At 65.5% G+C, this 11,824-nt stretch carries 12 protein-coding genes; 9 read left to right on the forward strand and 3 right to left on the reverse strand.

The window, feature by feature from the left end; genetic code table 11:
- The first annotated feature begins 93 nt into the window (after window positions 1–93).
- Window positions 94–1,494 (forward strand): sensor domain-containing diguanylate cyclase, encoded by a 1,401-nt coding sequence (locus BMY06_RS05795; protein ID WP_065060876.1) that lies wholly within the window; start codon window positions 94–96, stop codon window positions 1,492–1,494.
- Window positions 1,495–1,542: 48 nt separating this feature from the next.
- On the opposite strand, the gene BMY06_RS05800 is transcribed toward BMY06_RS05795, so the two are convergent.
- Complete coding sequence (locus tag BMY06_RS05800; RefSeq protein WP_074981986.1) at window positions 1,543–2,508, reverse strand: GlxA family transcriptional regulator; 966 nt, start codon at window positions 2,506–2,508, stop codon at window positions 1,543–1,545.
- Between the two features lie 111 nt (window positions 2,509–2,619).
- Here BMY06_RS05800 and BMY06_RS05805 point away from each other — a divergent pair, with 111 nt between their 5' ends.
- From BMY06_RS05805 to BMY06_RS05835, 7 genes are all read left to right on the forward strand, one after another.
- Window positions 2,620–2,910 (forward strand): hypothetical protein, encoded by a 291-nt coding sequence (locus BMY06_RS05805; protein WP_065060874.1) that lies wholly within the window; start codon window positions 2,620–2,622, stop codon window positions 2,908–2,910.
- A 290-nt stretch (window positions 2,911–3,200) separates the two neighbouring features.
- Entirely contained in the window at window positions 3,201–4,091 is an 891-nt protein-coding gene (gene rbsK / locus BMY06_RS05810; RefSeq protein ID WP_074981987.1) for a ribokinase, read from the forward strand.
- 6 nt (window positions 4,092–4,097) lie between these two features.
- Entirely contained in the window at window positions 4,098–4,496 is a 399-nt protein-coding gene (gene rbsD / locus BMY06_RS05815) for a D-ribose pyranase (protein ID WP_065060872.1), read from the forward strand.
- 7 nt (window positions 4,497–4,503) lie between these two features.
- Window positions 4,504–6,021 (forward strand): sugar ABC transporter ATP-binding protein, encoded by a 1,518-nt coding sequence (locus tag BMY06_RS05820; RefSeq protein ID WP_301947692.1) that lies wholly within the window; start codon window positions 4,504–4,506, stop codon window positions 6,019–6,021.
- Window positions 6,022–6,092: 71 nt separating this feature from the next.
- Window positions 6,093–7,034 (forward strand): ABC transporter permease, encoded by a 942-nt coding sequence (locus BMY06_RS05825; RefSeq protein WP_301947693.1) that lies wholly within the window; start codon window positions 6,093–6,095, stop codon window positions 7,032–7,034.
- An 84-nt stretch (window positions 7,035–7,118) separates the two neighbouring features.
- Entirely contained in the window at window positions 7,119–8,111 is a 993-nt protein-coding gene (gene rbsB / locus BMY06_RS05830) for a ribose ABC transporter substrate-binding protein RbsB (RefSeq protein WP_065060870.1), read from the forward strand.
- Window positions 8,112–8,289: 178 nt separating this feature from the next.
- A complete protein-coding gene (locus tag BMY06_RS05835; RefSeq protein WP_074981991.1) occupies window positions 8,290–9,315 on the forward strand; it encodes a substrate-binding domain-containing protein in 1,026 nt (341 codons plus the stop codon).
- A 16-nt stretch (window positions 9,316–9,331) separates the two neighbouring features.
- Here BMY06_RS05835 and BMY06_RS05840 read toward each other — a convergent pair whose 3' ends face one another.
- A complete protein-coding gene (locus BMY06_RS05840; RefSeq protein WP_065060868.1) occupies window positions 9,332–9,988 on the reverse strand; it encodes a helix-turn-helix domain-containing protein in 657 nt (218 codons plus the stop codon).
- A gap of 249 nt (window positions 9,989–10,237) precedes the next feature.
- On the opposite strand from BMY06_RS05840, the gene BMY06_RS05845 reads away from it, so the two are divergent.
- Window positions 10,238–11,485 carry a hypothetical protein gene (locus tag BMY06_RS05845; RefSeq protein ID WP_143064408.1) on the forward strand — a complete coding sequence of 416 codons (1,248 nt, stop codon included), beginning with the start codon at window positions 10,238–10,240 and terminating at the stop codon, window positions 11,483–11,485.
- A 10-nt stretch (window positions 11,486–11,495) separates the two neighbouring features.
- Here BMY06_RS05845 and BMY06_RS05850 read toward each other — a convergent pair whose 3' ends face one another.
- On the reverse strand, window positions 11,496–11,789 hold the full coding sequence (locus BMY06_RS05850) for a GYD domain-containing protein (RefSeq protein WP_065060866.1): 294 nt from the start codon (window positions 11,787–11,789) through the stop codon (window positions 11,496–11,498).
- Between the last annotated feature and the right edge of the window lie 35 nt (window positions 11,790–11,824).

The following is an 11,824-nucleotide window of genomic DNA, read 5'->3' on the forward strand; positions in this document are numbered from 1 at the left end:
TTCGTGTTAAAGGTGCGCGGTGCGGCGGTCGTTATCCAGGTGTCGAATCAAGACCTGCGCCGCGCTTCCTTTCGCAAGCCGTTTGTAAAAAGAATGAATAAGTTGATCACTTCTCGGCGTCCGACGCGCCTGCATCGCTGGATTGCCGTGGGCATGGCGCTGTGCATCGGACTGCTGGTCGCGGCGATTCTGCCGCGCGCGGCCACGCCTTTGCCGGCGTGTCTGCCTTTCGTGCCTGTTTTTTGCACGGCGGTCGTGGTGACCGAATCGATTACTGCGCTGCTGATGTGGGTGCGTTACCGCATGGGCAAGTCGCCGCTCGACGCGGCCTTGTCGGCGGCCTACGCGTTCAGCAGCCTGACCTGCGCGGTGCAATTGCTGATTTTCCCCGGCGTGTTCTCGCCTACCGGCCTGCTGGGCGCCGGCAAGCAGACGGCAGTGTGGGTCTGGGTGCTCTGGCACGGCGGCTTTCCGGCGATCGTGCTGATCGGCTTCACGCTGCGCCGTCTCGCGGGCAAGAAGGCGGCGCTGCGCCTTCCGCACGCACGTTCGCTCGTGTGGCTCGCGCTCGGCGCCAGCGCGCTCGGTTGTCTCGTCGCGGTGCGCGCGAGCGACTGGCTGCCCGCGCTGATCCGCGACGGCTCGTATGCCGCGCTTCAGCACAGCCCCGTCACGGCGCTGGTCGTGTTCGTGAGCGTGGCGGCCCTCATCGCGCAACTCGTCTCGGGCCGTCTGCGCACGGTGCTCGACATCTGGCTGACGATTGCGCTGCTCGCCTTTTTCGCCGATGTCGTCCTCACGCTCGCCGGTTCGGCGCGCTACACGATCGGCTGGTATGGCGCGCGCGGGGCGTCGATGATCGCGTCGTCGGCATTGCTGGCCGCGTTGCTGGTCGAGATCGCGATGCTCTATTCGCGGCTCGCGAAGATGAACGAGGATCTCGAACAGAAAGCGAATCGCGACGCCTTGACGGGCCTCTACAACCGCGGCTGGTTCGACGCCGCGTATGCGCGCGAACATCTTTCCGCGCGTCATCGCGCGAGTCCGCTTTCGGTGCTGATGGTCGACGTCGATCACTTCAAGCAATACAACGACGCCTACGGGCACGGTGCGGGCGACGTCTGTCTGCGTTTGATCGCCGATGCGCTGCAAGCCTGTTTGCGGCGCACGGACGACGCCGTGTGCCGCTACGGCGGCGAAGAATTCGTGGTGCTGTTGCCCGGTTGCGCGCGCGACGCGGCCATTGCGATTGGCGAAGCGATGCGCGTGGCCGTGCGCAGTCTCGACATTCGCGCGCGCACGCAGGCGAAGCGCGTGACGGTGTCGATCGGTGCGTTCACCAGCGATTTCGGCGATGAATTCGCTGTCGATCCGCTTAGGGCTGCCGACGAAAATCTCTATCGCGCGAAAGCCGCGGGCCGCGACAAGGTGATGGCGAGCGCGCTGCCGTCGATCGTGCCGCTCGCTTCGTCGGCGGCAACTGTTGAAGGCTGATTCGCCATCGACGGTATAAACGGCGCCGCCGCTTTTATTCGTATCGATTCAACGCAGCGCGGCGCGCAGATCGCGCACGCCGCGCCCGAGACGCTGACGCAATAACGTGCGCAGCGTCGCCCCATCTTCGTAGCCCACTTCGGCGGCAATCGCGTCGATGTCCAGACCGCTGCCGTGCAGCAGCGATTGCGCGCGCTCGACGCGCAGATCCTGAAAGTACGCCAGCGGCGATTTCCCCAGCACTTCCTGACAACGCCGTTGCAGCGAACGCGGGCTCGTGGCCAGCGCGCCGGCGGCTTCCTGCAATGAGAAGCCGCGCTTGAGGTGCGTGCGCGACCATTGCTCGAAGCGCTGAATCAGCGGGTCGGCCTGCGCGAGATGATTGGGGATGATGTACGGCGCCTGCGAGCTGCGGATATCGGCGAGCAGATAACGCGACACCACCGTCGCCAGTTCGGGACTCTGCTTGCGGATCAGCCACAGCGCGAGGTCGAGATGGCCCATCGCCGCGCCCGCCGTCGCGCCCGCGTCGGTGGCCACGAGCATGCGCGTTTCGTCGAGCCGCACGCGCGGATAGCGCTGCCGGAACAGCGGCGCGAGCGACCAGGTGGTGGTGGCGTCGCGATCGTCGAGCAAACCCGCTTCGGCCAGCACGAAGGTGCCGATGCACGACGCCGCCACGAACACGCCTTGATCGCGCCACGCACGCAACTGCGCCTGGGCGTCGCGCACGTCCGCGCGCGCAAGCGCCGGCAGCAGGGTCTCGGGCGTGACGGCCGCGAGCGCGGGCACGACCGCCCAGTCGGGCTTCAGGTCGGCCGTGATCGGCTGCACCGGAATCGTGAAGCCGTGGCCCGAACGCACGCGCTTGCGCACGCCCACCACGCTCACCTCGAAACGCGGCGCGCCGCCCGTCACGCGCGCGCCGAGATTGTTGGCGGCCCGCAGCGTGTCGAGCACCACGGCGAGTCCGGTATCGAAGAGTCCGTCGAGGGCGAGCACGGCGATGCGCATGGCGTAAATGACCCTAAAGTTGTCATTTGCGACGATACTGCTTTTCCGGCCGGAACGCTACAGTGATCTCCGTTGCACGTCGCAACGACGCTCGAATACAGGAGATTTCCCATGAAGGTTTTCGCAGTCGGAACGATCGTCAAGCCGCTCACCGATGAAGAGCAGCAACGCATCATGCCGAAGGAAGTGCCGCACACGCTTCAACTCTATCTCGACGGCAAGATCGACCAGTTCTGGTTTCGTCACGACACGCCCGGCGTGATCTTCCTGATGAACGCCGCGACCGTGGAAGAGGCCAAGGCTTCGCTCGACACGCTGCCGCTGGTCGAAAACGGGTTGATGACGTTCGATCTCACGCCGGTGGGTCCGCTCGCGCCGCTCGGTCGTCTGATTCCGCAATAAGGGTGTTGGAAAACATCGAAAAATAATCAGCAATCCAGATTATCAAAGCAGTATTCGCGCGCGTTCGATTTGCATCGAGCGCGCGTAGTTTTTCTACTTAAATCATGTAGTTTTTCTCCATATTGCGCGCGTCCGTTCCCTCATTTCGGACAACCTATCCGGTATTACCCTGGGGCTATTTCTCGTCCGCCAGAACTCTGCTATAAATGCGCTCCCAAGCTGATTACGTTTTAGCACGGTGAAAAATCGCAGGCGCGGATAACGCGCCGAAAGCCGTCGAAAGGAGTGCCATGGCGCGCGTCGTAGTGGTGGGCAGTATCAACATGGACATGGTCGTCGCGACCGAGACGTTTCCCCGCCTGGGCGAGACGCTGTTCGGCACGCGTTTCTCGACGCATCCGGGTGGCAAGGGCGCGAACCAGGCGGTGGCTGCGGCCCGTCTGGGCGCCGACGTGACGATGATCGGTTGCGTGGGCGACGACGCGTTCGGCAACGAGATGAAGGCAACGCTCGCGCGCGAAGGCGTGGACATCCGCCACGTGAGCACCGGCCGCGAGGCCACCGGCATCGCCTCGATCACGGTGTCGGGCGGCGACAACGCGATCATCGTCGTGCCGGGCGCGAATGACGAACTCACGCCTGCGCATATCGACGCGGCGAGCGACGCCTTCGCACAGGCCGACGTCGTGCTCGCGCAACTCGAAGTGCCGATGGCGACCGTGATCCACGCCGCGCGCCGCGCGCGCGAGCACGGCAAGCCGTTCTTCCTGAATCCCGCGCCCGCCGTGGCGCTCAGCGACGAACTCGTCGAACTGGCCACGCTGCTCACGCCCAACGAACACGAACTCGCGACCGCGCTGCAGCAGCCCGAAGCCGACTGGGCGCGCACGCTGGCAAGCCGTCCGGGCCGCATTGCGATGACGCACGGCAAGGAAGGCGCGTACTTCACGCAGGCCGACGGCACGCTCGCGCATCAGCCGGGTTTCACCGTCGAAGCGGTCGACAGCACCGGCGCAGGCGACACCTTCAACGGCGCGCTGGCGGCCTTCTGGCATCTGGGCATGAGTGAAGCCGTGCGCCGCGCGAACGCGGCGGGCGCGCTCTCCGTCACGCGTGCGGGCGCGCAGGGCGGCATGCCCACGCTCGCCGAACTCGAAGCACTCTTGAAACAGCGGGCGTAATACGCGATGAAAAAACACGGACATTTGAATCGCGACATCGCGCGCGTGCTGGCCGGCATGGGCCATACCGACAGCCTCGTGATCGCCGATTGCGGTCTGCCGATCCCCGAGGGCGTCGAATGCATCGACCTGTCGATGTCGCTCGGCGTGCCGGGCTTCTTCGACGTGCTCGACAGCGTGCTCGCCGACTTCAAGGCCGAGCGCGCGGTGTTCGCGAGCGAGGCGCAGACGCATAACGCCGCCGTGGTCGCACGCGAGCGCGAGCTGGCTGCTGCGCAGGTCGTCATCGAAGAAGTGCCGCACGAAGAATTCAAGCGCCGCTGCCGTGCAGCGAAAGCGGTGATCCGCACCGGCGAATGCAGCCCTTACGCGAATGTGATCCTGCATTCGGGCGTGATCTTCTAGGAGGTCGATGATGCAAGTGAAGATGCAGGGCATCGGCAAGGCGTTCGGCCCCGTGCGGGTGCTCGAAGGCGTCGATTTCCACATCGAGGCGGGTGAGATTCACGCGCTGATGGGCGAGAACGGCGCCGGTAAATCGACGCTCATGAAGATTCTGAGCGGCGTGTATCAGGCCGACGCGGGCGCCGTGCTGATCGACGGTCAAGCCGTGCAGATCCGCAGCACCGTGGACGCCGAACGCGCGGGCATCGCCATCATCCACCAGGAGCTGAATCTGATTCCGCAGCTCACGGTGATGGAGAACCTGTTTCTCGGCCGCGAGCCGAGCCGTTTCGGCATGGTCGATACCGCCGCGATGCGCAAGCAGGCGCGCACGTGGCTCGACATGGTCGGCGCGCAGCGCATCGATCCGCAAACCGAGGCAGGCACGCTGTCGATCGGCCAGCAGCAGCTCGTGGAAATCGCCAAGGCGCTCTCGCTGAACGCGCAGGTGCTGATCATGGACGAGCCCACCGCCGCGCTCACGAACCGCGAAATCGACACGCTGTTCGAGATCATGCAGCAACTGAAGGCGCGCGGCGTGGCGATTGTCTACGTCTCGCACCGCATGGAAGAAATCTTCCGTATCTGCGACAAGATCAGCGTGCTGCGCGACGGCCACTTCGTGGGCGAGCGCGCGATTCCCGACACCAATTTCGACGAGATCGTGCGACTGATGGTGGGCCGCGAACTCGGCGAGCGTTTTCCCAAGCGCAATCACACGCCGGGCGACGTGCGCATGCAGGTCGAGAATCTCGCCGACGACGGCCATATCGAAGGCGTGAGCTTCGAGGTGCGCGCGGGCGAAGTGCTCGGCATCGCAGGGCTGATGGGCGCGGGCCGCAGCGAGATTCTGCGCACGCTGTTTGGCGCGAACCGCAAGCGTGCGGGCACCGTGAAGCTCGACGGCAAGCCGCTCGACGTGCGCGACGCCTCGAGCGCGATTGCGGCGGGCATCGGCTTCGTCACGGAAGACCGCAAGCGGCAAGGTCTCGTGCTCGGCATGTCGGTGCGCGAGAACGCGACGCTCGTGCATCTGGACCGTTACGCGAAGCTCGGCTTCGTCAACGACAAAGCCGAACGCGGCGCGGTCGACGGCCTCATCAAGCAATTGCGCGTGCGCACGCGCGACGCGGAACTCGACGTGAAGTCGCTCTCCGGCGGCAACCAGCAGAAGGTGGTGTTCGCCAAGTGGCTCGCGAAGCCACCCAAGGTGCTGCTGCTCGACGAACCCACGCGCGGCGTGGACGTGGGCGGCAAGGCCGAGATCTACACGATCGTCAACCAGCTCGCGGAGCAGGGCGTGGCGATCGTGATGGTGTCGTCCGAACTGCCCGAGGTGCTGGCGATGAGCGACCGCATTCTCGTGATGCACCAGGGTCGTCAGGCCGGCATTTTCGAGGCGGCGAGCGCCACCCAGGAACAGATCATGACGGCCGCGGCAGGCGGCCATGCGGCGCAGCACGACGCGCCGCAAGCGGCGGCCTGAGTCCAGGCCGCGCACTTCAAACACAGCACCTCTACAGCACATTCGCGAGATTCGACATGGCGCAACTGACGATGACTCCCAGCAGCAAGGCGACGCTGCAAAAGCTCGGACCTTTTATCGCGCTGCTGATCATAGCGGTCGCATTGTCGATCGTGAGCCGCGACTTCCTCACGGTCGACAACCTGCTCAACGTGATGCGGCAGGCGTCGATCAACGCGCTGATCGCGTTCGGCATGACGCTCGTGATTCTGCTCGGCGGCATCGATCTTTCGGCGGGCTCGGTGCTGGCGCTGTCGTCGGTGATCATCGCGACGCTCCTCAGTTCGGGCACCAATGCGCTGGTCGCGACCGTCGCGGGCCTCGCGGCGGGCGGCCTGATGGGTCTCGCCAACGGCCTCGTCATCAGCAAGGGCAAGGTGGCGCCGTTCATCGCCACGCTCGGCTCGATGACGGTGTTGCGCGGTCTCGCGCTGGTGGTCTCGAACGGCAGCCCGATCAGCAGCTTCAACAGCGACTTCTTCTCGCTGCTCGGCGGCGGTTATGTCGCGCGTCTGATTCCGATTCCCGTCGTGCTGATGCTCGTGATGTTCGGCGTGTTCTGGGTGCTGCTGCGCAAGACCGTGTTCGGCCGCCATGTCTACGCGACCGGCGGCAACGCGGAATCGGCCAAGCTCTCGGGCGTGAAGGTCGATCGCATTCAACTGTGGGTGTACACGATCTCGGGCGTGATGTCGGCGCTCGCGGGCGTGGTCCTTACGTCGCGCCTGAACTCGGCGCAGCCGACGGCGGGCACGGGCTACGAGCTCGACGCGATCGCCGCCGTGGTGCTGGGCGGCACGAGCCTCACGGGCGGGCGCGGCTGGATCTTCGGCACGCTCGTGGGCGCGCTGCTGATCGGCGTGCTGAACAACGGCCTGAATCTGCTCGACGTGTCGTCGTTCTATCAGCAGGTCATCAAGGGCGGCGTGATCCTGCTCGCCGTGCTGATCGATCGCGGTAACAAGAAGTCGTAAGCGCAGCGTTGTAATTGCAAAGCAATCCTGATTAACCGAATCACCATCGATGCAACTCCACACATAAATACGAGGAGGATGACTATGCAGCAATCGAACACCACCATGAAATCGCCGACGTTCTCGAAACTCTTTGCGGCGCTCGTCGCCGGTTCGCTCGCGCTGGGCCTCGCGGCCTGCTCGAAGGAAGGTCCGGGCTCGTCGGGTTCGTCCGACGCGGGCGCGAGCGGCGCATCGGCGGCGGCGCCCGCTTCGGGCGGCGCGGTCACGATCGGTCTGTCGATCTCCACGCTGAACAATCCGTTCTTCGTCTCGCTCAAAAAGGGCGCCGAGGACGAAGCGAAGAAAGACGGCGTGAACCTCATCACCGTCGATGCGCAGAACGACCCCGCGAAGCAGCAGGCGAGCGTCGAAGACCTGATCGAGAAGAAGGTCAATGTCATCCTGATCAACCCGACCGATTCGTCGGCGGTGGCGAACGTGGTCAAGGAAGCGACCAGCAAGGGCATCAAGGTGATCTCGCTTGACCGTAGCGTGAACGGCGCTGAAGTCAGCTCGCATATCGCCTCGGACAACAAGGCCGGCGGCAAGATGGCGGCCGACTTCCTCGTCGAGAAACTGGGCGGCAAGGGCAATATCGTCGAGCTGCAAGGCATTCCGGGTTCCTCGGCGGCCAACGAGCGCGGCGCGGGCTTCGACGACGAGATCGCCGCGAAGGGCGGCGTGAAGATCGCCACGAAGCAGCCGGCCGACTTCGACCGCGCGAAGGGTCTCTCGGTGATGGAAAACATCATCCAGAGCAACAAGGACATCCAGGGCGTGTTCGCGCAGAACGACGAAATGGCGCTGGGCGCGGTCAAGGCGCTGCAGGCGGCGGGCCTGAAGGACGTGGCCGTGGTGGGCTTCGACGCCACCGACGACGCGATCGCCGCCGTGAAGGCCGGCCAGATGGCCGCGACCGTGCAGCAGCAGCCGGAACTGATCGGCCAGTACGGCGTGCAGACCGCGAAGAAGCTCGTCGACGGCCAGCCGGTCGACAAGTTCATTCCGGTGCCGCTGAATCTCTACAAGCAGTAATTTTCCGTAGTACCATCGGGCGCGAAGACCCGCGCCCGTTGCGTCTCATGCGCCCCGACACGATCGGGGCGCATCTTTCACGCCGTTCTCTCACGCGCGCCGCGCCGGTGCTTTTCACGCAGACGTTGTAAAGCGCGCCGCCGTATCGATTTCACCCACAAGCCAGCAGGAAGCCCGCGTGTCCCAGTTCGAGCGTCTGACCATCGACGACATCGCCCGCCTTGCGGAAGTCTCGCGCACCACGGCCAGCATGGTGCTGAACGGCAACGCCGAGCGTTACCGCATTTCGGCGGCTACCGTCGAGCGCGTGCTCCAGGTGGCGCGGGATCATCATTTCACGCCGTCGCAGTCGGCGCGCGCGCTGCGTTCGCGGCGCAGCAACACGCTCGGCCTCGTGATTCCCGACCTGACCAACTCCGCGCACGCCGCGCTCGCGCAGGCGCTCGAATCGCAGTGCCGCGAGCAGTATCGCTATCAGCTCGTGATCGTGACGAGCGACGAAGACCCCGTGCGCGAGACCGAAGGCATCGCGCATCTGGTTTCGCATCAGGTGGACGGCGTGGTGGTGGTGCCGTGCACGGCCGATGCGCCGCGCTACGAGCAATGGGTCAAGCGTCTGCCGCTGGTGTTCGCCGACCGCCGCGTGGAAACCAGCACGATTCCTTACGTTGTGACCGACGCGGCCGAAACCGTGGCGACGCTGGTGGGCGAAGCGCTCGCGAAGGGCGCGCGCGAAGTGGTGTATTTCGGCGGCCAGCCCGAACTGTCGGCGAGCCGCGACCGTCTGGCGGGCTACCGGCACGCGCTCGCGACGCAAGGCGTGGCCGAACAGGACGACTGGGTGTTCCAGCGCGACTATCAGCGCGAGTCGGGCTATGCGCTGATGAAGGCGTGGTTCGAGACGCACGGCCGCTATCCCGAGGCGCTGTTCGCGGGCTCGATCACGCTGCTGGAAGGCGTGCTGGAGTTTATTAACGAAGCGCACCGGCTCGCGCAGGCGCCGGGCCGCCTGATGACCTTCGACGATCATCAGTTGCTCGACTGCCTGCCGTTGCAGATCGACGCCATCGTGCAGGACAGCGGGCAACTCGCCGAGCACAGCCTGCGCTGCGTGTTCTCGCTGCTCGAAGGCAAGGCCGCGCCCGAGTCGCTGCGCGTGCCCGCGCAGATTCACTATCGGCAGCGGCGCGCCGCGAACCAGTGAACGCCGGGCGGGAAGCTTAAAGCGCGCGCAGACCTTCGAGGTCGTCGATACGAATGAACTTGCCCTGCGTTTCGATCAGACCGCGCTTCTGGAAACGAGACAGAATCCGGCTCACCGTTTCGAGCGTGATGCCGAGATAGCTGCCCATATCTTCGCGCGACATGCGCAGATGGAATTCGGCGTGCGAGTAGCCGCGCTGCGCGTTGCGATCGGACACGTCGAGCAGGAAAGCCGCCACGCGCTCCTCGGCGGAGAGCGAACCGAGCACCATCATCTGCGAGGCTTCGCGGTTGAACTGATCGCCCATCAGGCGGTTCATGCGATCCTGCATCGTGCCGACTTCGCGGCACAGCGTCTTGAGTGCGTCGTAGGGAATGATGCAGATCGAGCTGTCTTCGAGCGCCACCGCGCTGAACGCATGCACGTCAGTGGCGATGCCGTCGAGACCGAGCGCTTCGCCCGCGAGGCGCAGGCCGGTGATCTGCTCGCGGCCGTCGCGATGGACGATGGTGGTCTTGAGCGAGCCGGAGCGCACGGCGTAGAGATTGTCGAAACGCTCGCCCGAACGGTAGAGCGACTCGCCGCGGCGCACACGGCGCGCGCTGCAGATGACCGCTTCGAGTTTGGGCATGTCGTCCGATGCCATGCCTTGGGGCACGCAAAGGTGGCGCATCGCACATCCCGAGCATCGTGCGGATGCCGAAACGGCGGGCGCCGTAGGGGTACGTCCGATACGACGTACAACGATGTCGGATACCGCGGCGGGTGACAGCATCGGATGACTCCTTGGTTCGTTTCGAGCATTGTCACACCAGGGACTGATGGGTCGCGGGCGGCAAAATGACGCGCATTCGTAGCGACGGGGTTTGCGGCTTATCAGCGTCTGTTTTTTGAGACTTTGCCTCTAAATACCCGAGTGGGTTTGTCCGGCATTGCGGCCACGCGCGCTTCTCTGTGCCTGCGCGCCCGGCTTCTCGCGCCAGCGGCCTGTCTGTATCCGCCACGCTGGCGGAATCCTCCGATTGATCTTGCCCACGAAGTGGCCCATATTGAGGCGGCCCCTTTTGGCGACGGGCGTTCAGGCGATTTTCGACGATCCTCCTTCCATCGTTTAGTACTTCCCATGTTCAGCGAACCTGGTCGAAGCGACTCCGCCGTTCAGCAAGGCGAGCAGTGCGAGCGCTGCGGCGCCGCCTTTCACGCGCCATTGATTTTCTGCCCGCGATGCGGCGTGAATAGACTGGCTGCGCCGGTTGTGCAGACGCGCAAAGGCGGCGCGCAACCGTTGTCGTCGGTGGCAATGGGTGCGACGGGCGCGCTTGCACCGCCTGGCGTGGCCGCGTCGACCGCACTATCGCCGACACGGCATGCGGGCGCGCGCGTCGCGCCCGCCCGCATGCCGGGCGTCGAAACACCGATCCGGACGTTTGAATACGAATCACACGATGAAGCCGATTTCGCGCGTCGCAAGCGCGTGCCGCTCGTGGCGTGCGCGAGCCTGACGGCGCTCGCGGTGCTGGCAGCGTTTCTGATCGGCCACCGCGGCGACGACGGCGCGCGGGCTTCCGCGGCGCAGGTGGCCGAGGGCGCGGTAATCGGACGGTCGCCGGCCGCCGACGCGGGTTCCGGCGCACAGCCGGCTGTGGCCGCCGCTACCGCCGCGGCTGCCACAGCGGTGCCTGCGCCGCGGTCCGGCAGCAAGCCGCCGATCACGTCGACCTCCGCGGCCGCCACCGGTGCGCGGACGTCGCCGGCATCGAAATCGGCAGCGGGCGCGCGGTCCGACGTGACCGCCAATCTCGCCAGCGCCCGCGCGTACCTCGACCAGAACCGCCTCGCGGCGGCGCACGCCGCGCTCGCCCGCGCGCTGGCCGCGCAACCCGACAACGACGCCGCCCAGCGCATGCGCGCCGAACTGACGACCCGCGAGCAGGATCGCGACACCTTGCTCGCCTACGCGCATCGCTGCGGGCGCGCAGGCCAGTGGGGCTGCGTGCGTCACGACGCGGCGCGCGCGCTGGCGATCGACGCATCGAGCCGCGAGGCCAGGTGGTGGCTCGCGCGCGCCGCGAACGAGCGCAGCGCGCGCTATGAGAACGCCTCATCGGAGCGCGATCAGCAGGACGCCGGCATGATGCCGCGCGAACTGCCGGTATGGAGTCATCACTGAGCGTCCCGGCTCAACCGAGCTTGCCGAGCATCGCGCCGAAGGCGTCCTTGTCGAACGCGCGCAACGTTTGCGTGCGGATGTTCCCCGCCGAGCCGAGCGCGAGACCGAACGCCATGAAGCCCGCTTCGTCTTCGGCTTCCACGATCGTGACCAGATCGTACTGGCCGAGCGTCCAGTAGATCTGCTTCATTTCGCACTTGAACGTGCGGGCCAGTTCGGCGGCCTGACCGGCGCGCTGCGCACTGTTCTTGACCGTGCGGATGCCTTGATCGGTGAATTGCGCGAGCACCACATAAGTCAGCATGACGATTCTCCTGAGGATTGCCAGGTGTGTTCGAA

Source organism: Paraburkholderia tropica, from assembly GCF_900109265.1.
Lineage (GTDB): Bacteria > Pseudomonadota > Gammaproteobacteria > Burkholderiales > Burkholderiaceae > Paraburkholderia > Paraburkholderia tropica.